The organism is Roseateles agri (assembly GCF_034043675.1).
Classification (GTDB): Bacteria; Pseudomonadota; Gammaproteobacteria; order Burkholderiales; family Burkholderiaceae_C; genus KK5.
The window spans coordinates 489,779-510,524 of record NZ_JAXCLA010000003.1; the positions used below are offsets into that span (position 1 = coordinate 489,779).

19 protein-coding genes are annotated in these 20,746 nt (G+C 68.8%); 12 read left to right on the top strand and 7 right to left on the bottom strand.

The genetic code is table 11. The features are described 5' to 3' along the window. Nucleotides 1-17 precede the first annotated feature (17 nt). The 3 genes from SNE35_RS10435 to SNE35_RS10445 are packed head-to-tail and all read left to right on the top strand — an operon-like array spanning nucleotide 18 to nucleotide 3,851. A complete protein-coding gene (locus SNE35_RS10435) occupies nucleotides 18-920 on the top strand; it encodes a LysR family transcriptional regulator (RefSeq protein WP_320422837.1) in 903 nt (300 codons plus the stop codon). 46 nt (nucleotides 921-966) lie between these two features. Beyond that, entirely contained in the window at nucleotides 967-2,403 is a 1,437-nt protein-coding gene (locus SNE35_RS10440; RefSeq protein WP_320422838.1) for a M16 family metallopeptidase, read from the top strand. Next, nucleotides 2,400-3,851, top strand: a complete 1,452-nt coding sequence (locus tag SNE35_RS10445; RefSeq protein ID WP_320422839.1) for a M16 family metallopeptidase — start codon at nucleotides 2,400-2,402, stop codon at nucleotides 3,849-3,851. Before SNE35_RS10440 ends, SNE35_RS10445 begins: the two co-directional genes overlap by 4 nt. Here the strand turns inward: SNE35_RS10445 and SNE35_RS10450 are convergent. From SNE35_RS10450 to SNE35_RS10470, 5 genes are all read right to left on the bottom strand, one after another. Further along, nucleotides 3,762-5,012: an acyltransferase family protein gene (locus SNE35_RS10450; RefSeq protein ID WP_320422840.1), complete on the bottom strand. Its 1,251-nt coding sequence runs from the start codon at nucleotides 5,010-5,012 to the stop codon at nucleotides 3,762-3,764. The genes SNE35_RS10445 and SNE35_RS10450 overlap by 90 nt on opposite strands. A 59-nt stretch (nucleotides 5,013-5,071) precedes the next feature. Then, nucleotides 5,072-5,797, bottom strand: a complete 726-nt coding sequence (locus SNE35_RS10455) for a LytR/AlgR family response regulator transcription factor (protein WP_320422841.1) — start codon at nucleotides 5,795-5,797, stop codon at nucleotides 5,072-5,074. Then, nucleotides 5,794-6,858 (bottom strand): sensor histidine kinase, encoded by a 1,065-nt coding sequence (locus SNE35_RS10460; RefSeq protein ID WP_320422842.1) that lies wholly within the window; start codon nucleotides 6,856-6,858, stop codon nucleotides 5,794-5,796. Before SNE35_RS10460 ends, SNE35_RS10455 begins: the two co-directional genes overlap by 4 nt. A 114-nt stretch (nucleotides 6,859-6,972) precedes the next feature. After that, nucleotides 6,973-8,469, bottom strand: a complete 1,497-nt coding sequence (gene glpK, locus SNE35_RS10465) for a glycerol kinase GlpK (RefSeq protein WP_320422843.1) — start codon at nucleotides 8,467-8,469, stop codon at nucleotides 6,973-6,975. Nucleotides 8,470-8,487: 18 nt separating this feature from the next. Further along, entirely contained in the window at nucleotides 8,488-9,249 is a 762-nt protein-coding gene (locus tag SNE35_RS10470) for a DeoR/GlpR family DNA-binding transcription regulator (RefSeq protein ID WP_320422844.1), read from the bottom strand. A gap of 180 nt (nucleotides 9,250-9,429) precedes the next feature. Here SNE35_RS10470 and glpD point away from each other — a divergent pair, with 180 nt between their 5' ends. The 8 genes from glpD (at nucleotide 9,430) to SNE35_RS10510 (ending at nucleotide 17,872) form a co-directional block, all read left to right on the top strand. Next, a complete protein-coding gene (gene glpD / locus SNE35_RS10475) occupies nucleotides 9,430-10,995 on the top strand; it encodes a glycerol-3-phosphate dehydrogenase (protein ID WP_320422845.1) in 1,566 nt (521 codons plus the stop codon). Then, entirely contained in the window at nucleotides 10,986-12,056 is a 1,071-nt protein-coding gene (locus tag SNE35_RS10480) for an ABC transporter ATP-binding protein (RefSeq protein ID WP_320422846.1), read from the top strand. Before glpD ends, SNE35_RS10480 begins: the two co-directional genes overlap by 10 nt. Beyond that, a complete protein-coding gene (locus SNE35_RS10485) occupies nucleotides 12,056-13,147 on the top strand; it encodes an ABC transporter ATP-binding protein (protein ID WP_320422847.1) in 1,092 nt (363 codons plus the stop codon). Before SNE35_RS10480 ends, SNE35_RS10485 begins: the two co-directional genes overlap by 1 nt. Continuing rightward, nucleotides 13,144-14,034 carry a carbohydrate ABC transporter permease gene (locus SNE35_RS10490; RefSeq protein WP_320422848.1) on the top strand — a complete coding sequence of 297 codons (891 nt, stop codon included), beginning with the start codon at nucleotides 13,144-13,146 and terminating at the stop codon, nucleotides 14,032-14,034. Before SNE35_RS10485 ends, SNE35_RS10490 begins: the two co-directional genes overlap by 4 nt. Continuing rightward, nucleotides 14,027-14,839 (top strand): carbohydrate ABC transporter permease, encoded by an 813-nt coding sequence (locus SNE35_RS10495; RefSeq protein ID WP_320422849.1) that lies wholly within the window; start codon nucleotides 14,027-14,029, stop codon nucleotides 14,837-14,839. The genes SNE35_RS10490 and SNE35_RS10495 overlap by 8 nt, the downstream gene beginning before the upstream one ends. Next, nucleotides 14,839-15,147, top strand: coding sequence for a DUF2160 domain-containing protein (locus SNE35_RS10500; protein WP_320422850.1), 309 nt, complete (start codon nucleotides 14,839-14,841; stop codon nucleotides 15,145-15,147). The genes SNE35_RS10495 and SNE35_RS10500 overlap by 1 nt, the downstream gene beginning before the upstream one ends. Before the next feature lie 129 nt (nucleotides 15,148-15,276). Then, a complete protein-coding gene (locus SNE35_RS10505) occupies nucleotides 15,277-17,007 on the top strand; it encodes an ABC transporter substrate-binding protein (protein WP_320422851.1) in 1,731 nt (576 codons plus the stop codon). Between the two features lie 160 nt (nucleotides 17,008-17,167). After that, nucleotides 17,168-17,872, top strand: coding sequence for a hypothetical protein (locus SNE35_RS10510; RefSeq protein WP_320422852.1), 705 nt, complete (start codon nucleotides 17,168-17,170; stop codon nucleotides 17,870-17,872). Here SNE35_RS10510 and SNE35_RS10515 read toward each other — a convergent pair. Continuing rightward, entirely contained in the window at nucleotides 17,864-18,286 is a 423-nt protein-coding gene (locus SNE35_RS10515; protein ID WP_320422853.1) for a tetratricopeptide repeat protein, read from the bottom strand. The two genes, SNE35_RS10510 and SNE35_RS10515, sit on opposite strands and share 9 nt — an antisense overlap. A 341-nt stretch (nucleotides 18,287-18,627) precedes the next feature. Here SNE35_RS10515 and SNE35_RS10520 point away from each other — a divergent pair, with 341 nt between their 5' ends. Next, nucleotides 18,628-19,476, top strand: coding sequence for a PEP-CTERM sorting domain-containing protein (locus tag SNE35_RS10520; protein WP_320422854.1), 849 nt, complete (start codon nucleotides 18,628-18,630; stop codon nucleotides 19,474-19,476). Nucleotides 19,477-19,486: 10 nt separating this feature from the next. Here the strand turns inward: SNE35_RS10520 and SNE35_RS10525 are convergent, their stop codons facing one another. After that, a complete protein-coding gene (locus SNE35_RS10525; protein WP_320422855.1) occupies nucleotides 19,487-20,704 on the bottom strand; it encodes an AGE family epimerase/isomerase in 1,218 nt (405 codons plus the stop codon). Between the last annotated feature and the right edge of the window lie 42 nt (nucleotides 20,705-20,746).

The following is a 20,746-nucleotide window of genomic DNA, read 5'->3' on the forward strand; positions in this document are numbered from 1 at the left end:
GATGCAGGAGACACCGCATGGACATCCGCCGCCTGAGCCACTTCATCGCGCTGGCCGAGGAGGGCCGCTTCGCCGCTGCGGCGCAGCGCGTGCACTTGAGCCAGGCGGCGTTCAGCCGCAGCATCCAGACGCTGGAGCAGCGGCTGGGCCTGCAGCTCGTGGACCGCGCCAGCGACGGCGCGCGGCTGACGGCGGCCGGCGCCGTGGTGCTGGAGCGCGCGCGGGCACTGGTGTTCGACAGCGGCTGCCTGGAGCGCGACGTGGCGCTGATGCGCAGCGGTGAGGCGGGCGAGCTGGTCATCGGCGTGGCGCCGATCCCGGCGGCCACCGTCGTGCCCGCGCTGCTGGCGCGGCTGCAGCGCGAGCGGCCGCAGGTGGCGGTGCGGCTGCACTTCGGCAACCTGCCGCAGCTGCTGCAGCAGCTGGAGGCGCAGCAGCTGGACTTCTGCCTGGGCGACCCGCGGCTGGTGGCGGCGAGCGAGCGTCTGGCCACCGCAGAGGTGGCGCGCACCCGCGCCGCGTTGCACTGCCGCGCCGGCCATCCGGCAGCGCGGCGGCGCGGCGAACCGGGGCCGGCGCTGCTGACGCAGTACGGTCTCGGCACGATCTCGATCACGCCCGAGTTGCTGGCGCCGCTGGCCCGCGCGCTGGGCTTCGCGGCGCCGGCCGACTTTCCGGTGCGGGTGCAGTGCGATGACATCGCGATGCTGCAGCAGCTGGCGCGGGAGACGGACCTGATCGTCATCGCGCCGGAGCCGGCCGGCACCGCGCTACCGCCGGGCCTGCACCAGCTGCGCGGTCCGGAGCCGCGACCGCGCTTCGCCAATCTGCATGCGCTGTGGCTGCAGGGCCGCACCCTGTCGCCGGCGGCGCGCTTCGCGATCGACGCGGCGCGGGAGCTGGGGCGTGCCTACCGGTGAGCGGCCGTGCCTGCACTTATGCTTGAGCGCAAGGAGGGATGAAGTCATGACCTATCCACAATTCGCGCGCCTGCCGCGGCGGCGCGTGTTGCAGTACGGCGCAGGCCTGGGCGCCGTGCTGGGCCTGTCGCCGCTGTGGGCGCAGCAGCCGCCACAGGCCACCGCACCGCTGGCCATCGCCCCGCTGCCGCTGGCCCGCCGCATCCTGCCCAACGGTTTGGAGCTGATCGCCGTGCCGCAGGCCGGCTACTCGGTCAGTGTCCAGGTCTGGTACCGCGTCGGCGGCAAGGACGACCCGGCCGGCCGCTCGGGCTTCGCGCACCTGTTCGAGCACATGATGTTCAAGCGCACGCGCTACATGGCGGACGAGCAGTTCGACCGCATGACCGAGGACGTCGGCGGCAGCAACAACGCCTTCACCGCGGACGACGTGACCGCCTTCCACAGCGTCGTGCCGGCCAACCACCTGGAGCCGCTGCTGTGGGCCGAGGCCGAGCGGATGAGCAATCTGCAGGTCGACCAGGCGAACTTCGACAGCGAGCGCGAGGTCGTCAAGGAGGAGTACCGCCAGCGCGTGCTGGCCGAGCCCTACGGCCAGCTGTTCAACGCCATCTCCAGCTACGGCTACCAGAAGCACCCGTACCGCCGCCCGGTGATCGGCAGCATGGCCGACCTGGACGCCGCGACCTTGCAGGACGTGCAGCGCTTCCACGACACCTACTACCGGCCCGACAACGCGGTGCTGATCGTCGCCGGCGCCTTCGATCCGCTGCAGCTGGACCGCTGGGTGGACCACTACTTCGGCAGCATCCGCCAGCCGCGCGAGCCGGTGCCGCGCGTGGACACGGTGGAACCGCGCCGCGCGGCCGATGCCCAGTTCAAGCTCAGCGGCGCCAACGTGCCGCTGCCCGCCGCGCTGCTGATCTGGCAGGCGCCGCGTGCTGGTAGCGCCGATGCACCGGCGCTGCAGGTGGCACAGGGCCTGCTTTCGCTGGGCGATTCGTCGCGGCTCAACGAAAGCCTGGTCTACCGGATGCAGATCGCGCAGAGCGCCGGCTTCGACGCGATGCTCAATGCCGATGCCGGCCTGCTCGTCGCCAACGCGATCGCCGCCGGCTCGCAGAGCGCGCAGGACCTGGTCGAGCCGCTGGCCCACGAGGTGCAGCGCCTGGCCGAGGAGCCGATCGCGCCGGCCGAGCTGGACAAGGTGAAGGCGCAGTTGCTCACCACGGCGCTGGTGCGTCGGCAGACGCCGCTGGGCATCGCCGAGGCCGTGGGCCAGGCGGCGCTGCTGCGCGGCGATGCCACGGCCGTGAACCGCGAGCTGGCGCAGCTGCAGGCGGTGACGGTGGCCGACGTGCAGCGCGTGATGCGCCGCGAGGTGCTGCAGGGCAAGCGGGTGACCGTGCTGTACGAGAGCAGCGACGGTGACAAGGGCACGCCGCCGCCGTCCGAGGGCAAGGCTTCAGGAGCGACCGCATGAACGCGCCGACCGACACCACTCCCCCGCGCGGCTTCGACCGCCCGCCGCTGCCCGCGCCGGCCCAGGCGCTCGCGGTGCCGACGATGGCCGACGCGGCGCTGCCCAACGGCCTGCGCTTCGCCGCTGCCGAGCGTCGCGCGCTGCCGCTGGTGACGGCGATGCTGCTCGTCGAGGCGGGCAGCCTGCTCGATCCGCCGGGCAAGGCGGGCCTGGCCTCGCTGGCCTTCACCTTGATGGGCAAGGGCAGCCAGTTGCCCGGCCGCCCGGCGCGCGATGCCGCGACCCTGGCCATCGCCGCCGAGAGCCTGGGCGGCAGCCTGGAGATCGACACCGGTGCACGCGCGAGCCGCATCGCGATGACGGTGCCCGTCAACCGGCTCGACGAGGCGCTGGCGTTGATGGCCGAGGTGCTGCGCGCGCCGACCTTCCCGGCCGAGGAGCTGGAGCGCAGCCGCGCGCAGAGCCTGGACGCGATCAAGCTGAACCTGTCCGACCCCGGCGCGCTGGCCGGCCTGCTGGCGCGGCGCCTCTACTGGGGCGACACGCCCAACGGCGTCGTCACCACGCCGGCCAGCCTGCAGCGCATCCGGCGGGAAGACCTTGTCGCCTTCCACCGGGTCCAGGTCTTGCGCCCCGAGCGCACGACGCTGGTGCTGGCTGGCGACGTGGACCTGGCGGGCACCCAGGCACTGGCGCGCAAGCACTTCGGCGACTGGAAGCAGAACCGCATGGCCGCGCCGCCCACGCCCAGCGTGGTGCCGCGGCCCCTGGCGCCGCCGGCCCTGCTGCTGGACCTGCCCGGTGCAGGGCAGGGCGCGGTCGTCGTCGTCGCGCCCTACGCGGGCTTCGGCAATGCGCCGGCTCAGCGGGCCGCGCTGCGTGCCGGCGCGGTGGCCAACGCGGTGCTGGGCGGCGGCTACTCGTCGCGCATCAACCAGGAGGTGCGCATCAAGCGCGGCCTCAGCTACGGCGCCAACAGCGGCATCGAATCACTGGCCGGCGGCGGCATGCTGACCGCCTTCGCGCAGACCAAGAACGGCAGCGTCGGCGAGGTCGCCACCTTGCTGCGCGGCGAGATCCTGAAGCTCGCGCGCGAGGACGTGCCCGCGCCCGAACTGGCGGCGCGCGAGGCCGTGCTCGTCGGCGACTTCGGCCGCGGCCTGGAGACCACGGCCGGCCTGGCGGGCGCGGTCTCCGAGCAGCTGCTGCGCCGCCGCGCGCTGGCCGACCTGCAGCGCGTGCCGGAGGAACTGCTGGCCGTCGACGCCACGCGCCTGCGCGCCTTCGCCGGCGAGTTCTGGCAGGCCGACGCGCTGCGCACGGTAATCGTGGCCGACCTGAAAGCGGCCGGCGCCGAGCTACCCGCGCAGTTCCCGGGTGCATGGACGATCCGAGCCGCCGACCTGGACCTGGGCAGCGCGAGCTTGCGGAAGGCCGGCCACCGTTAGCGTGGCCGCGCTGATGGGGGAAGGGCCGGCGGCCTGCCGGGGCGGGGCGATGCCCACGAACTCGCGCAGGACCGGCACGCGGCGCAGCAGCGCATAGAGCGCCAGGCAGATCGCGAAGGTCAGCGCGATCAGCAGCGGCCCTTCAGCCACCGGCGGCAGGCCCAGCGGCAGCAGGGCGCGGGTCAGCAGCACGATCACGGTTTGGTGGAAGACGTAGAGGCAGAAGATGGCCGGCGTGAGCCAGCGGCGCGCGGCGTTGTCGAAGTCCAGGCACTGCCGGGCGTGGCCGCAGGCGGCGACGATGGCCGACCATTCGAAGGCGCCCCACAGCAGGCGCTGGCCGTAGAGCATGGCTGTCGACGGGTCCTGCGAGGCGTAGTGCTTGAAGTAGGCCAGCAGCAGTGCCCAGGCCAGCACGGCGAAGCCAAGCGCCTGCCAGCGCCAGCGCTGCATCAGCACCCACAGCCCGCTGCGCGCGCCGAGCAGGCCCAGCAGGAACAGGTAGAAGTACTGCAGGTGGTTGTACCAATCGGCAGTGAGGTTGTGCGTGGAGGGGAACAGCGTGAGCGTGAGCCGCGCGGCCATCAGCGGCACGGCCAGCAGCAGTAGCGTCCGGCCATCACCGATCAATCGCTCGAACTTCTCACGGCCATCCGGCCACAGCTTCCACAGCGCCCAGCCGAGCATCGTGTACGCCCACAGATAGGGCAGGAACCAGAGGTGGTTCCAGGTCGGCAGCGAGAGGCAATCGGTGCCGCGGCAGAAGCCGTGATAGCCGCGGAGGTAGAGCGGCAGGAAGTCGGCGTAGCTGCCGCCGTAAGCGAGCTTGGTGACGACCTCGTAGTAGGACTGCGGCGGCACGACCACCAGCATGCCGAACAGCAGCGGCCACAGCAGCCGGCGCGAACGCGGGCGCACGAAGCGGCCGGCGCGGCCCAGCATGAACTGCGTGGCTGCGCCCGAGATCAGGAACAGCAGACCCATGCGCCAGGGCGCGGTGATCAGCATCAGCGGTTCGATCGTCGACGAGGCCGCGGCGCTCTTCACATGCCAGTCCCAGGTCACGTAGTACATGCCGACGTGATAGGGCACGAGCAGGCCGAAGGCGATGATGCGTAGCCAGTCGAGGAAATGGTGTCGAGACGGTGTCGTGGTGTCCATGCCGCCAGCTTCGCGCGGGCCGGCGCACGAGGCCAGCGGATTGGGGCGAGGCGCTCAGCTCACGGGGCGAGTTGCTGGCGCTGGCTGCGCGACACGCGCACCTGGTGGCCGCCGGTGAGGGTCAGCAGTGCCTCGCCAGTGGGCAGGCTGGCGATCGACTGGATGTGCGCCGGATTCACCGCATGGCTGCGATGCACGCGCAGGAAGCGGCCCGCCACGGTCGGGTGCGCGAGGAAGGCGTTCAGCGTGCGGCGCTCCAGGAAGGTGTCGGGCGGCGCATGCAGCTCGATGTAGTTGCCTGCGGCGCTGACGCATTGCACGGCGTCCAGCGCCAGCTTGTGCAGGGCGCCGCGCCGCTCCACCAGCCAGTGGCCGCCGAGCGGCTGGGCCGACTGCAGCGCGCCGAGCAGGCGGGTGCGTGCCTGCTCCTTGCCCGCCAGCCGCTCGCGCAGGCGGTCGATCGTCTGCGCCAGTCGCTCGGGCGTGTAGGGCTTCAGCAGGTAGTCGACCGCGTTGAGATCGAAGGCGCGCACGGCATGTTCGTCATAGGCCGTGCAGAAGGCGCAGAGCAGGCCGGGCGGCAGCTGCAGCGCCAGCTCCAGGCCGCTGATGCCGGGCATCTGGATGTCCAGCAGCACCGCATCCGCCGCGGCCGTGGGCAGCTTGGCCAGTGCTTCGATGGCGTCGCCCGCCTCGCCGGCCAGTTCAACGCCGGGCAGGCCGCCCAGCAGGCGGCGCAGCTTGGCGCGTGCCGGCGGTTCGTCGTCGACGATGAAGATTCTCATGCGGCGGCCGGCAGATGGATGGCGAGACGGCTGCCGCCCTGGGCCAACGCCTCCAGCGTGACGGCGGCCCGGTCGCCGTGCAGCGTGGCCACGCGCTGGCGCAGATTGGCCAGACCGATGGCGCCCTCGCGCGCATCGCGCTCGGGCGCCATGCCGCTGTTCTCCACCGCCAGCTGCAGTTCACCCCCACTGACCTTGCCGCGCACGCGCACCTCCACCGCCGCGCTGCTCAGCGCCACGTCATGCTTGATCGCGTTTTCCACCGGCGAGATCAACAGCAGCGTCGGCACCTGGCAGCGCTTCGCTTCCTCGCTCACCTCGATGCGCACGGCCAGCCGCTCGCCGAAGCGTGCCTGCATCAGCGCCAAATACGGCTCCACCAGCCGCAGCTCCTCGCCCAGGCTGTGCTGCTGCGTGCCTTGCGCGGCGAGCTGCTGGCGCAGCAGCTCGGCCAGGTCGCACAGCTGCCGGTCGGCACGCGCCACGTCCTCGTACATCGTGGCGGAGATCAGGTTGAGCGTGTTGAACAGGAAGTGCGGCTGGACCTGCTCGGCCAGGCGGGCCAGCTTGGCCTCGGCCAGCTCGCCGCGCAGCGCCTGCAACTCGCGCTCGCGCTGCTGGCCCTCCAGCCACAGCTGCAGGCCATGGCAGATGGCAACGATCAGCGCATAGCTGACCAGGTCCTTGCCGATCTCGTAGCCCAGCACGTCCAGCCAGCCGCCCGGCTCGTAGCGCACGCCCGCCAGGGCGTAGACGGCGAAGCGCAGGCCGAACATGCCGGCCACGTGGGCAAGCGAGAACAGCAGCCAACCCGCCAGGTGCCGACCGATGAAGATGGGCCACGGCCGCGTGCGCGTTCTCTTGTGCCAGCGGTACACGAGTGGGATCAGCACGCCGACGACCGCGGCCGAGCTGAACTCCCACAGGAAGGGCTCCCAGGGATGCTGCCCCGTGTAGTGCTGGTATTCCGCCAGGCCCAGCAGCGTGCCGTTGGCGAGCATCAGGGCGATCAGGGCCCAGGTCGGGAACCGGGAGCGTGGCGGGGATGGGGTTGTGGTCACGCCCGGGACCATACACCGGGGCTCATCGCTTGCCGCTGCGGTTCGCCCCGTGGGAGCCGCAACTCAGCCCTTCTGCCAGGCATCGATGCATTGCGCCAAACGCGCGCCAAAGTGTCAGGTCGTCGTGGCCTGCCGCACCGCGCGCTCCCAGCTGGCCATCAGCTCCTCGGCGCGCTCGCGCGGCAAGGTCGGGTGGAAGGTGCGCTCGGCCTGCCAGTTGTGGGCCACGTCGCCGGTGCCGGCGTAGAGGCCGCTGCCGATGCCGGCCAGGTAGGCGGCGCCCAGCGCGGTGGTCTCGATGACCTTGGGGCGCACGACCGGGATGCCCAGCAGGTCGGCCTGGAACTGCATCAGCAGGTTGTTGACGCAGGCGCCGCCGTCCACGCGCAGCTCATGCACCGGCGAGCCGCCGGCGGCGACCGCGTCACGGCTCATCGCCTGCAGCAGCGCGGCGCTCTGGAAGGCGATCGATTCGAGCGCGGCGCGGGCGATGTGGGCCATCGTCGTGCCGCGGGTGAGGCCGGTGATGGTGCCGCGGGCGTCGGCATTCCAGTAGGGCGCGCCGAGGCCGGTGAAGGCTGGCACGAAGACGACGCCGCCGGCATCGGGCACGCTCTCGGCGAGGCCCTGCACGTCGCTGCTGGCGGGGAATGCGCGCAGCCCGTCGCGCAGCCACTGCACGACGGCGCCGCCGATGAACACGCCGCCCTCGAAGGCGTACGCGGGCTTCGCCGATTCCTGCGCGGCGCTGGTGGTCAACAGGCCGTTGCTCGAGACCTGCGCCCGCGCGCCGGTGTGCATCAGCATGAAGCAGCCGGTGCCGTAGGTGTTCTTGGCCATGCCGGCGCTGAAGCAGGCCTGGCCGAAGAGCGCGGCCTGCTGGTCGCCGGCGATGCCGCCGATCATCAGCGCGGCGCCGAGGTGTTCGGGCGCGGCGCGGCCGAAATCGTGCGCACTGGGGTGGACGGCCGGCAGCAGTTCGCGCGGGATGTCCAGCAGGTGCAGCAGCTCGTCGTCCCAGTCGTTGGCATGGATGTCGAACAGCATCGTGCGCGAGGCGTTGCTGACGTCGGTGGCGTGGACCTCACCGTTGGTGAGCTGCCAGACCAGCCATGAATCGATCGTGCCGAAGGCCAGCTCGCCGCGCGCGGCCTGCTCGCGTGCGTCGGGCACGTGGTCGAGCAGCCACTTGAGCTTGGTGCCGGAGAAGTAGGCGTCGATGACGAGGCCGGTCTTGCGCTGCACCAGCTCGCTCAGGCCCTGCTCGCGCATCGCCGCGCAGGTGGGCTCGGCGCGGCGGTCCTGCCAGACGATGGCGTTGTGGATCGGGCGCCCGGTCTTGCGGTTCCACACCAGGGTCGTCTCGCGCTGATTGGTGATGCCCAGCGCCCTGATGTCCGCGGCCTTCAGGCCCGCCGTGTCCAGCGCCTCGCGGGCGGTGGCGAGCTGCGAGCTCCAGATCTCGTCGGCATCGTGCTCGACCCAGCCCGGCTGCGGGTAGATCTGCCGGAACTCGCGCTGCGCCATCGCGACGATGCGGCCGCGCGCATCGAACACGATCGAGCGCGAGCTGGAAGTGCCCTGGTCGAGGGCGAGCAGGAAATCGGACATGTCAGTGGAGTCTCCTTGTTATGTCCCTGCCACGACCAGTTCGACGCCGGCCTCTGTGAGCAATGCAGGGAAGGGTTCCGGCGGCGTTGCGTCGGTGAACAACAGATCCAGATGCTGCAGGCGACCCACCTCGGCCATCGCCGGGCGCTTGAACTTGCTGTGGTCGGTGGCGAGCCACACCTCGCGCGAGTGCTCGATGATCGTGCGGGCCACCATCACCTCGCGGTAGTCGAAGTCGCGCAGCGAGCCGTCTTCCTCGATGCCGGAGATGCCGATCAGGCCGATGTCCACCTTGAACTGGCGGATGAAATCGACCGCGGCCTCGCCGATCACGCCGCGATCGCGCGGGCGCACCATGCCGCCCACCATCACCAGCTCGCAGTCGGCGTTGTCGGACAGGATCATCGCCACGTTCAGGTTGTTGGTGATCACGCGCAGGCCGCGGTGGTGCAGCAGCTCGCGGGCCACGGCCTCGGTGGTGGTGCCGATGTTGAGGATCAGCGAGCAGCCGTGCGGAATGCGGGCCGCCACCGCGCGGGCGATGCGCGCCTTGCCTTCTGCGCCGATGGCCTGGCGCTGGCGGTAGGCGATGTTCTCGGTGGTGGAGGCCGGCACCCGCACGCCGCCGTGGAAGCGCGTGATCAGCCCGGCCTCGGCGAGGCGCTGCACGTCGCGCCGCACCGTCTGCAGGGTGACGCCGAAGCGCTCGGCCAGCGCCTCCACGCTGATGGAGCCGCGGGCGCGCACTTCGTTCAGCAGGTCGTTCTGGCGTGGATTCATGTGGGTTGGAATTTAAAACGAACGAAAACGAAACAACAACGGGATAACCCTGGATGAAATCGCGCCGATTGGAGATACAAAAGAAAAGAGAAGAAAACAAACGCGCACAAAAGCAAGCGCGCCCTTCGTTCCCGCAGGAGACAACAGCCGGTGAATGCTGCTGAGGTGGAGATGATGTCCATGAATGCTGACGAGGAAGCCTTCGACGTGCTCGTCGTCGGCGGCGGCATCAATGGCGCCGGCATTGCGCGCGACCTGGCCGGCCGCGGCTGGCGCGTGATGCTGGCCGAGCGGGATGACCTGGCCGCGCACACCTCCTCCTCGTCCACCAAGCTGATCCACGGCGGGCTGCGCTACCTGGAGTACTACGAGTTCTCGCTGGTGCGCAAGGCGCTGCAGGAACGCGAGGTGCTGCTGCGCAGCGCGCCGCACATCATCCGCCCACTGCGCTTTGTGATGCCGCATGACGCGGCGATGCGCCCGGCCTGGATGGTGCGCATGGGCCTGTTCCTCTACGACCATCTCGCGCGCCGCGAGGTGCTGCCCGGCTCGGCCGGCCTGGATCTGCGCCGCTCGCCCTTCGGTGCGCCGCTGAAGAGCCGCTACACGCGCGGCTTCGTCTACTCGGACGGCTGGGTGGACGATGCTCGCCTGGTCGTGCTGAATGCGCTGGACGCGCGTGACAAGGGCGCCGAGGTGCTGACCCGCAGCACCGTCACCGCCGCGCAGCGCGGGCCGGACGGCTGGACCGCCACGGTGGATACGCCGCGTGGCCCGCGCCGGGTGCGCGCCCGGGCGCTGGTCAACGCCGCAGGCCCCTGGGCCGAGGCCTTCCTGCGCGGCGTGGCTCGCCCGGCCGGGCACGAGACGTTGGCGACCAAGAGCCTGCGCCTGGTCAAGGGCAGCCACATTGTCGTGCGGCAGTGCTTCACCCACGACCACGCCTACATCTTCCAGAACCCCGACAAGCGCATCATCTTCGCCATCCCCTTCGAGGGCGAGTTCACCCTGATCGGCACGACCGACATGGAGCTGCCCGCCGCCGCGGCCATGGAGCATGCGCGGCACATCGACGAGGCGGAGGTCGACTACCTCTGCGAGCAGGCCAGCCGCTATTTCGAGAAGCCGGTGACCCGCTCCGACGTGGTGTGGAGCTATGCCGGCGTGCGGCCGCTGCTGGACGATGCGGCGGGCGACCCCTCCGCCGTCACCCGCGACTACCTGCTGGAAACCCACGCCGACGGTGGCGCGCCGCTGCTCTCGGTATGGGGCGGCAAGATCACCACCTTCCGCAAGCTGTCTGAGGACGCGGCCGACCTGATCGGCCAGATGCTCGGCGAGCAGCGCCCGGCCTGGACGGAGAAGGCCGCCATGCCCGGCGGCGACCTGCGCGAATGGATCGGCGCGCCGCGCCGGCCCGATGCGGATTTCGAGCGCCTGGTGCAGGCGATCGGCCAGCGCCACGCCTGGCTGCCCGCCGCGTTGGCACGGCGCCTGGCGCGCGCCTACGGCAGTCGGGTCGGCCGGGTGATCGGCGGCGCGGATTCACTGGCCGGGCTGGGGCAGGAAGTGGCGCCCGGCCTGCACGAGGCCGAGCTGCGCTACCTCGTGCGCGAGGAATGGGCCTGCGCCGCGGAGGACGCGCTCTGGCGCCGATCGAAGCTGGGCCTGCACTACAGCGAGGCCCAGCGGCAGGCGGTGCATGACTGGTTCACCAAGCAGGAAGAGACGACGCAATGCAGTTGACGATGGAAGGCCTCAGCTACCGGGTCGGCGCTGCCGATTACCTGTACCCGCTGGACCTGCGGCTGGTGCCGGGCGCGGTGACGGTGCTGCTGGGCGCCACGCAGGCCGGCAAGACCAGCCTGATGCGCCTGATGGCCGGCCTGGACAAGCCCAGCGGCGGCCGCGTGAGCGTGGACGGCATCGACGTCACCGGTGTGCCGGTGCGCCAGCGCAAGGTCTCGATGGTCTACCAGCAGTTCATCAACTATCCATCGATGAGCGTGTTCGACAACATCGCCTCGCCGCTGAAGCTGCGCGGCGGTTTGGATGCGGCGGCCATCCGCGCGCAGGTGCAGGCGCTGGCCGAGCGGCTGCACATCGAGATGCACCTCACCAAGCTGCCCGCCCAGCTCAGCGGCGGCCAACAGCAGCGCGTGGCGCTGGCCCGCGCGCTCGCCAAAGCGGCGCCGCTGATGCTGCTGGACGAGCCGCTGGTGAACCTGGACTACAAGCTGCGCGAGGAACTGCGCGAGGAGCTGACCCAGCTCTTCGCCGCGGGCGAGTCAACCGTGGTCTACGCCACCACCGAGCCTGCCGAGGCGCTACTGCTGGGCGGCCATACCGCCGTGCTCGATGCTGGCGAGCTGCTGCAGTACGGCCCCACGGCCGAGGTCTTCCACCGCCCCGCCTCGCTGCGTGTGGCGCGGGCCTTCAGCGATCCGCCGATGAACCTGCTGACCGGCCAATCGAGCGGCGAGCGGATCGATCTGGGGTCGGGTCTTGCGCTGGCGCTGCGTGCGCCGGCCGGCTCGGTCACCGTGGGCGTGCGAGCGAACGCGCTGCGCCTGCAGCAGCGGCCCGGCGACGTCGCGCTGGCCGGACAGGTGGAGCTGGCCGAGATCTCGGGCTCGGACACCTTCGTGCACGTGAAGAGCGCGGTCGGCCCGCTGGTGGCCCAGCTGGGCGGCGTTCACTACTTCGAGCTGGGCACGCCGCTGACGCTCTACCTGGACGGCGCACAGACCCACGTGTTCGACGCCCAAGGCCTGCTCCTGCTGGCCCCCGATCGGGGAGCACGCTGATGGCCCGCATCGACCTCGACCTGGCCCACAGCTACCGGCCGAACCCGCAGCAGGACAGCGACTACGCGCTGCTGCCGCTGAAGATGACCTTCGAGGACGGCGGCGCCTATGCGCTGCTGGGCCCCTCGGGCTGCGGCAAGACGACGATGCTGAACATCATCTCGGGGCTGGTGCAGCCCTCGCAGGGGACGGTCAGCTTCGACGGGCGCGATGTGACGGCGCTCTCGCCCCAGCAGCGCAATATCGCGCAGGTGTTCCAGTTCCCGGTCATCTACGACACGATGACGGTGGCCGAGAACCTCGCCTTCCCGCTGAAGAACCGCGGCGTGCCGGCCGATCGCATCAAGGCCCGCGTCGGCCGCATCGCCGAGATGCTGGAACTGAGCGGCCAACTGAACCAGCGCGCCGCAGGATTGGCGGCCGATGCCAAGCAGAAAATCTCGCTGGGCCGTGGCCTGGTGCGGGAGGACGTGTCGGCCGTGCTGTTCGACGAGCCGCTGACGGTGATCGACCCGCACCTGAAGTGGCAGCTGCGCCGCAAGCTCAAGCAGATCCACCACGAGCTGAAGCTCACGCTGATCTACGTGACGCACGACCAGGTGGAGGCGCTGACCTTCGCCGAACAGATCGTCGTGATGAGCCAGGGCCGCGCGGTGCAGGTGGGCTCGGCGGACCAGCTGTTCGAGCGGCCGCAGCACCAGTTCGTCGGCCACTTCATCGGCTCGCCGGGCATGAACTTCCTGCCGGCGCGCTGGCGGGCCGGCGTGCTGACGGTGGCGGGGCAGGACCTGGCGCTCGACGCGCCGGGACTGGCCGCCCATCCGACGCTGACACTGGGCGTGCGCCCCGAGTACGTCACGCTCGCCGCGCCCGGCGCCGCGAATGCACTGCGTGCCCGTGTGGCCCGCTTGCAGGACGTCGGCACCTATTGGCTTGTCACGGCTGCGCTGGGCGATCAGAGGGTGCGCCTGCGGCTGCCTGCCGAGGCCGTGCCGCCGGCAGAGGGCAGCGAGATCGGCCTGCAGCTGCTCGGCACCCACACCTGTTTCTATGGCGCGGACGAGCGCCTGATCGAGGAGGCTCGCGCATGAACGTCGCCAAGCCCGTGAACCAGAAAGCCTGGCTGATGATCCTGCCGGTGCTCATCTGCGTGGCCTTCTCGGCCATCCTGCCGCTGATGACGGTGGTGAACTACTCGGTGCAGGACATCATCTCGCCGGACCGCCGCGTCTTCGTCGGCACCGAATGGTTCGCGTCGGTGATGCGCGACCCGGAGCTGCACGAGGCGCTGCTGCGGCAGCTCGGCTTCTCGCTGGCGGTGCTGCTCGTCGAGCTGCCGCTGGGCGTGGCGCTGGCGCTGGCGATGCCGGCGCAGGGCTGGAAGGCCTCGGCCGTGCTGGTGATCGTGGCGCTGTCGTTGCTGATCCCGTGGAACGTGGTCGGCACGATCTGGCAGATCTTCGGCCGGGCCGACATTGGCCTGCTCGGCGCCGCGCTGCAGGGCATGGGCGTCAGCTACAACTACACCGGCGACGCCACCGACGCCTGGCTCACCGTGCTGGTGATGGACGTCTGGCACTGGACGCCGCTGGTGGCGCTGCTGGGCTATGCCGGCCTGCTCTCGATCCCCGATGCCTACTACCAGGCGGCGCAGATCGACGGCGCCAGCAAGTTCGCCGTGTTCCGCTACATCCAGCTGCCCAAGATGCGCGGCGTGCTGATGATCGCCGTGCTGCTGCGCTTCATGGACAGCTTCATGATCTACACCGAGCCCTTCGTGCTGACCGGCGGCGGGCCCGGCAACGCGACGACCTTCCTCAGCCAGTTCCTGACGCAGAAGGCAGTGGGCCAGTTCGACCTCGGCCCGGCCGCGGCCTTCTCGCTGATCTACTTCCTCATCATCCTGCTGCTGTGCTTCATCCTCTATAACGGGATGCAAGCGCTCGGTACCGCCGACAAGGAGCCGGGCCATGGCTGAGAACCGCTTCCACAAGCGCTCGATCTTCCTGATCCTCTACCTCGTCTTCGCCCTGCTGCCCATCTACTGGATGGTCAACATGAGCTTCAAGACGAACGAGGAGATCGTCGCTCACTTCAGCCTGCTGCCGCAGCACTTCACCTGGGCCAACTACCGCACGATCTTCACCGACGAGTCCTGGTACTCGGGCTACATCAACAGCCTGAGCTACGTGGCGATCAACGTGGTGATCTCGGTCACCGTGGCGCTGCCGGCGGCCTATGCCTTCAGCCGCTGGAGCTTCCTGGGCGACAAGCATGTGTTCTTCTGGCTGCTGACCAACCGCATGACGCCGCCGGCGGTCTTCCTGCTGCCCTTCTTCCAGCTCTACTCGACCGTCGGCCTGATGGACACCTACCTCGGCGTGGCCCTGGCCCACCTGGTGTTCAACGTGCCGCTGGCGGTGTGGATCCTGGAAGGCTTCATGAGCGGCATCCCGCGCGAGATCGACGAGACGGCCTACATCGACGGCTACTCCTTCCCGCGCTTCTTCCTGACCATCTTCCTGCCGCTGATCAAGGCCGGCGTCGGCGTGACGGCTTTCTTCTGCTTCATGTTCAGCTGGGTGGAGCTGCTGCTGGCGCGCACGCTGACCAGCGTCAATGCCAAGCCCATCGTCGCGACGATGACGCGCACCGTCAGCGCCGCCGGCATGGACTGGGCGACGCTCGCCGCCGCCGGCGTGCTGACGATCGTGCCGGGTGCCATCGTAATCTGGTTCGTGCGCCACTACATCGCAAAAGGATTTGCGATGGGGAGAGTCTGATGTTCGATTGGATGGTCTGGACCACCCCGGTGGCCGTGTTCTTCAGCTGCATCGTGCTGATGCTGGCCGTGATGACCGTGTGGGAGATGAAGTCGCCCACCACGCTGCGAAAGGGCTGGCTGCCGATGCAGACGACGCGCGGCGACCGGCTCTTCGTCGGCCTCTTGAGCGCCGCCTACATCAACCTCGCCTTCATCGGCCTCGCCGGGCAACTGCAGGAATGGCTGCACCTGGAGGAGGAGCCCAGCATCTGGTGGGGCACGGGGCTCTCGGCCCTCGTGCTGCTGCTGGTGATGCGCCGAGGCTGAGTCGAGTTTTTCGGGAATCCGGCCAGCGCTTCCCCGCGGCCGTGGTGAACCCTCAGTGAATGAGAAGCGGGGAAGCAAGCAAAGCAGTCACGCAGTCTGTTCAAGATCAACCCATCAGGAGACACGCAGATGAAGAAGATGCATGCAATCGCACTGGCCGCCGCCGCCTGCGCGATGGCCGGCCATGCCCAGGCCGGCGAGGCCGAGGCCAAGAAGTGGATCGACAGCGAGTTCCAGCCGTCCACGCTCAATAAAGACCAGCAGATGGCCGAGATGAAATGGTTCATCGAGGCGGCCCAGAAGCTGCAGGCCAAGGGCGTGAAGGAGATCACCGTCGTCTCCGAGACGCTGACCACGCACGAGTACGAGAGCAAGACGCTGGCCAAGGCCTTCACCGAGATCACCGGCATCAAGGTCAAGCACGACCTGCTGCAGGAAGGCGACGTGGTCGAGAAGCTGCAGACCTCGATGCAGTCCGGCAAGTCCATCTACGACGGCTGGATCAACGACTCCGACCACATCGGCACCCACTACCGCTACGGCACGGCGCTAGCGCTGACCGACCAGATGGCCGGCCCCTGGAAGGAGTACACCAACCCGGGCCTGGACCTGAAGGACTTCATCGGCACCAGCTTCACGACGGCGCCGGACGGCAAGATGTACCAGCTGCCCGACCAGCAGTTCGCCAACCTCTACTGGTTCCGCGCCGACCTGTTCGCGCGCAAGGACCTGCAGGACAAGTTCAAGGCCAAGTATGGCTACGAGCTGGGCGTGCCTCTGAACTGGAGCGCCTACGAGGACATCGCCGCCTTCTTCTCCGAAGACGTGAAGACGCTCGACGGCAAGCCCATCTACGGCCACATGGACTACGGCAAAAAGGACCCGTCGCTGGGTTGGCGCTTCACCGATGCGTGGCTGTCGATGGCCGGCGAGGCCGACATCGGCATCCCCAACGGCCTGCCGGTCGACGAGTGGGGCATCCGCGTGGCGGACGACAAGTGCACGCCGGTCGGTGCCTCGGTGGCCCGCGGCGGCGCCACCAATTCGCCGGCCGCCGTGTTCGCGCTGACCAAGTACATCGACTGGATGAAGAAGTACGCGCCCAAGGAAGCGATGGGCATGACCTTCGGCGAAAGCGGCCCGGTGCCGGCACAGGGTCAGATCGCGCAGCAGATCTTCTGGTACACCGCCTTCACCGCCGACATGATCAAGGCCGGCTTGCCGGTCGTGAATGCCGACGGCACGCCCAAGTGGCGCATGGCCCCGGGCCCCAACGGCCCGTACTGGAAGAACGGCATGCAGAACGGCTACCAGGACGTGGGTTCCTGGACCTTCCTGAAGTCCAACGAGGCCAATCGCACGGCCGCCGCCTGGCTCTACGCGCAGTTCGTGACGGCCAAGACCACCTCGCTGAAGAAGTCCATCACCGGCCTGACCTTCATCCGCGACAGCGACATCCGCAGCGACTACTTCACCAAGAACGCGTCCAAGTACGGCGGCCTGATCGAGTTCTACCGCAGCCCCGCGCGCGTGGCCTGGACGCCGACCGGCAACAACGTGCCCGACTATCCGAAGCTCGCGCAGCTCTGGTGGAAGAACGTGGCCGTGGCCGTGACCGGCGAGAAGACGCCGCAGCAGGCGATGGACAACCTGGCCAACGAGATGGACGACGTGATGTCCCGTCTGCAGCGCGCCGGCATGGCCCACTGCGCGCCCAAGCTCAACCCGAAGAGCGACCCGAGCAAGTGGCTCTCCGACAAGGGCGCGCCGTGGAAGAAGCTGGACAACGAGAAGCCGAAGGGCGAGACGATCAACTACGACAAGCTCGTAGGCGCGTGGAAGGAAGGCCGAGTGAGGTAACGGTGCCCCTCGCCCAGGCGCGCCTCGCTGGACGCGGGCGCGTCTGGTCGGTCCCCCAAGGGAACGGCGGCACTCGCGGCATCGAGCCGCGAGCATGCCGCCAGTGGGCCGGCTTGGGAGCGGCCCGGCGCTCGGCCCGGAATGCGACCTACGATGAGGCATGAAGATCACCTTCCGCTGCGACCCATCGTTGATCGAGCTGCTGCCGAGGCCGGTTCCGGCCAAGGCGGCGCTCCCCGCCTGGCTGCGCGAGATGGCGCCGCGCATGCCCTCGCCGGTGCACGGCCGGGCGATCCGCACCGTCAAGCAGTGCCCGCCCTTCGTCGACGCGATGACGCACGGCTTCATGATCCTGCTGCCCTGCGACGTGCGCGTGGCTCAGGGTCGCTTCGAATGGGACTGGCCGCTGCCGCCGCTGGCGCTCGACAACCATCCCCGCGCGCCGCTGAGCTTCCACGTGCCCGAACAGATCGCCGGCTCGCCGCTGGCGCAGGGCGGGCAGTCGGCGGTCAAGTTCAACAGCTTCTGGACCATCGAGCTGGAGCCCGGCTGGTCGCTGATGGCCGTGCATCCGGTCAACCGGCTGGACCTGCCGTTCCGCCTGCTCAGCGGCCTGGTCGATGCCGACCGCTTCCACGAGGTGGGCATCAACTTCCCGGCGCTGTGGACCGATGAAGGCTTCGAAGGCGTGCTGCCGCGCGGTACGCCGATCGCGCAGTGCTATCCGGTGCCGCGTGGCGGGGCGGATGAACTGATCTGCGAACCGATGTCTGATGAGCGGCAGCAGGGCTACGAGACGCTCGCCGCGAAGATCATGGCGGGGCCGGGCGTCTACCGCAAAGGCTTCCGACGCAAGTCAGGCTGAAGCGGCCGCCAGCGCCGCGCGCAGATCATCGAGCTTCAACCACATGCGCCCACTGCCGGGCGTGGCCAATGCATGGGCGATGCGGCCGAAGGTCTCTTCGGGGCGCAACCGCCAGGCGCGGCCGTAGGCCGTCATCGCTTCGTCGATGCGCCCCTGCTCCTGCATCGCGATGCCGAGGTTGACCTGGGCCTCGGCGCGCTGGGGCGCCCACTTCACCACCTGCTGCAGCGCCGCGATCTCGCCATCGCGGTCGCGTGCTTCATGGCGCTGCAGCGAGAGCTGGAAGAAGGCTTCGCCAGCGAGTTGCTGCGTGGGCGAATGGACGGGCCGCAGCGCGAGGCTGGCCTCGGCATTGCTCGCAGCCTCGGCAATCCGGCCTTCCTGCAGATCCAGCAGTGCTAGCAACTGCAGCACGGCCGGATGTGACGGAAATGAAGTCTGAGCTTGTTCGCAAAGACGCCGCGCCTGGCCGCGTTGACCGGCGTTGACCAAGGATATGGCTTGAGCCATCAGTGCTTCGGGGGTGAGAGCAGGCATAGGTCTGGACTCCAGCCGTCGGTGGGAGTTGCAAACGCGACGATGAAAACAAGCTGATTTACCCGGATCCCCCACGAACGGGCGGGCTCGAAAACGCTAGTTCGACCTGCAGTAGCAGCCGCTACATTCGGCGCCGGCTTTACGAAAGGCAACAGGTGAGTCATGAGTTCCTGGCGCATCTGGGTCGCTTGTTCGTCACTTCCGGGAGATCTATCACTATGAAACAAGCACACATCGTCGTGCGCGCCGCTATCGCGGTGACGCTCTTGTCGAGCCTAGCAGTTCCAGCGCTCGCCGTTACACAAGGAAGCCTGACGCTGTCCGGCTTCTCTTACACATTAAAGGACCTCAATGCGGCAGACGGTCTGGCGCCGACGCTGAATTGGACAGAATCGTATCTGTACGCAAGCGCTAGCGATTCGCGGCAGTCCGGCTGGACGTTGTCTGGTTCGGAGTTGAGCAGTGACTGGCAGTACAGCGGAGAAAACGTTCAGTACAGCCAGTCAGCATCCGTGAATGTGTCGTCGCCGCTGGGATTTGCTGGGGGCTCGGCTTCGGTAGATGGTCATGCGCCAAGCGTACTGTCCATCGGCACGGATTTGATGGCCGGGACCACCGGCTCTGCAGTTATCAATTCCACGCATGTATTCACGCTGACCGCCAATACCCAGGTGACACTCGGTTTCGACGTGAGCGGTGCGCTAGTAGGCAGTGGCAATACGAGCGGCTGGATGCCATCTCTATACGGCGCCTCGACGTATGAGCAGCAGTCTTCTCTGAACTACACCGCGCGACTTGGTGTGGACGGTGCTGGGGTCAACTTCATCGGCGACGCAAGTAGCTGGTGGACTGACGCCGCGAATCCATACGAAGTCATCCTTGATGGTCAGAGATTGCAGGTGACTTTCAGCAACAAAGGCACGACGACTCGGGAGTACACGCTGGACGTCAGCCTCCTCCTTTACGGGACCGACGTCGCGGCGCCCGTGCCAGAGCCAGCCACGTATGCGCTGATGATTCTTGGCCTCGTTGCTATCGGCGGCGCCGCGAAGCGACGCCGCGGCTGACGACCACCGCCTACTTCTCCAGCACGCCCAGCACCTCGTAGCACGCCCCCATCGTGTGGTAGTCCGTCTTCCCGGCCGGGCTCTTCTCGTCGCTGTACTTCGAGTTGTCGGCCCGCAGGATGCGGTACCAGGCGCCGTACTGGTGGTCGATCATGTGGGCCCAGCTGTAGCGCCACAGGCGGTCGTAGTCCTCCCAGTACTTCGGCTCGCCGGTGCGCACGGCCAGCACGCCGGCGGTGGCGAGGCTTTCGGCCTGGACCCAGAAGTACTTGTCGGCGTCGCAGATCGAGCGGTCGGGGGCGAAGCCGTAGTACAGACCGCCGTGCTCGGCGTCCCAGGCGGCTTCCATCGCCACATCGAACAGTGCGCGGGCGCGAGGCAGCAGCCAGTCTGAGCCGTGCTGCAGCTGGGCGGCGTGGCGCTCCATGATCAGCAGCAGCTTGGCCCATTCGGTCAGGTGGCCGGGCTGGTAACCCCAGGGGCGGAAGATGTTGGTCTTGTCGTCCTTGTTGTAGTCCCAGTCGACCGACCAGTCGCTCTTGTAGTGCTCCCAGATCAGGTCGCCGGCCAGCGCGGCCTGGCGCACGGTGATGTTGCGAGCCAAGGTCTCGGCGCGGTGCAGGTAGCGCGCTTCGCCGGTGGCCTCGAAGGCGGCGAGCAGGGCCTCGCAGGAATGCATGTTGGCGTTCTGGCCGCGATAGGGGTCAAGTCTTGCCCAGTCGGCGCTGGCTTCGTCGGCGTAGAGGCCGTGGGCCGGCTCCCAGAAGCGCTGCTCCATCAGCTCCCAGGTCTCGGCGATCCAGGCGCGGGCTTCTTCGACGCCGGCCATCAGCGCATGCGAGTAGGCGAGCAGCACGAAGGCCAGGCCGTAGCAGTGGTTGGTGCCGTCCAGCACCTGGGCCGAGCCGCCTTCCCACTTCAGCAGCCAGGCATAGCCGCCGGTGGCGGGATTGCGGTGCGCGCGGCGCAGGAAGTCCAGGCCGTGCAGCATCTTTTGGCGGTCATCGTCGCGGCCCCAGCGTCGCGCGGCCATCGCGAAGTTGAAGACGAAGCGGGTGCTGCTGACGAGGTGGCGGCTCGTCGCGTCGTAGATCGAGCCGTCGTCGCGGTAGAAGTGGAAGAAGCCGCCGGAGGCGTCGACGCAGCGCGGGCGATAGAAATCCATCGTGTGCTGGACATGGGCGTCCAGCGTGGCGGGCGAGCGGAAATCGGGGAAGGTGATGCTCATCGGGTCGGGCTCCTCGGGGAGCCCGAACTGTACCCGCCGACC

Excerpts from the sequence above, each read along its gene's own strand:
- SNE35_RS10480 (WP_320422846.1), top strand. The coding sequence starts at position 10,986 with ATGCAGTTGACGATGGAAGGCCTCAGCTACCGGGTCGGCGCTGCCGAT.
- SNE35_RS10495 (WP_320422849.1), top strand. The coding sequence starts at position 14,027 with ATGGCTGAGAACCGCTTCCACAAGCGCTCGATCTTCCTGATCCTCTAC.
- SNE35_RS10435 (WP_320422837.1), top strand. The coding sequence starts at position 18 with ATGGACATCCGCCGCCTGAGCCACTTCATCGCGCTGGCCGAGGAGGGC.
- SNE35_RS10485 (WP_320422847.1), top strand. The coding sequence starts at position 12,056 with ATGGCCCGCATCGACCTCGACCTGGCCCACAGCTACCGGCCGAACCCG.
- SNE35_RS10455 (WP_320422841.1), bottom strand. The coding sequence starts at position 5,797 with ATGAGAATCTTCATCGTCGACGACGAACCGCCGGCACGCGCCAAGCTG.
- SNE35_RS10440 (WP_320422838.1), top strand. The coding sequence starts at position 967 with ATGACCTATCCACAATTCGCGCGCCTGCCGCGGCGGCGCGTGTTGCAG.
- SNE35_RS10510 (WP_320422852.1), top strand. The coding sequence starts at position 17,168 with ATGAAGATCACCTTCCGCTGCGACCCATCGTTGATCGAGCTGCTGCCG.
- glpK (WP_320422843.1), bottom strand. The coding sequence starts at position 8,469 with ATGTCCGATTTCCTGCTCGCCCTCGACCAGGGCACTTCCAGCTCGCGC.
- SNE35_RS10450 (WP_320422840.1), bottom strand. The coding sequence starts at position 5,012 with ATGGACACCACGACACCGTCTCGACACCATTTCCTCGACTGGCTACGC.
- SNE35_RS10490 (WP_320422848.1), top strand. The coding sequence starts at position 13,144 with ATGAACGTCGCCAAGCCCGTGAACCAGAAAGCCTGGCTGATGATCCTG.
- SNE35_RS10505 (WP_320422851.1), top strand. The coding sequence starts at position 15,277 with ATGAAGAAGATGCATGCAATCGCACTGGCCGCCGCCGCCTGCGCGATG.
- glpD (WP_320422845.1), top strand. The coding sequence starts at position 9,430 with ATGAATGCTGACGAGGAAGCCTTCGACGTGCTCGTCGTCGGCGGCGGC.
- SNE35_RS10470 (WP_320422844.1), bottom strand. The coding sequence starts at position 9,249 with ATGAATCCACGCCAGAACGACCTGCTGAACGAAGTGCGCGCCCGCGGC.
- SNE35_RS10520 (WP_320422854.1), top strand. The coding sequence starts at position 18,628 with ATGAAACAAGCACACATCGTCGTGCGCGCCGCTATCGCGGTGACGCTC.
- SNE35_RS10500 (WP_320422850.1), top strand. The coding sequence starts at position 14,839 with ATGTTCGATTGGATGGTCTGGACCACCCCGGTGGCCGTGTTCTTCAGC.
- SNE35_RS10445 (WP_320422839.1), top strand. The coding sequence starts at position 2,400 with ATGAACGCGCCGACCGACACCACTCCCCCGCGCGGCTTCGACCGCCCG.
- SNE35_RS10525 (WP_320422855.1), bottom strand. The coding sequence starts at position 20,704 with ATGAGCATCACCTTCCCCGATTTCCGCTCGCCCGCCACGCTGGACGCC.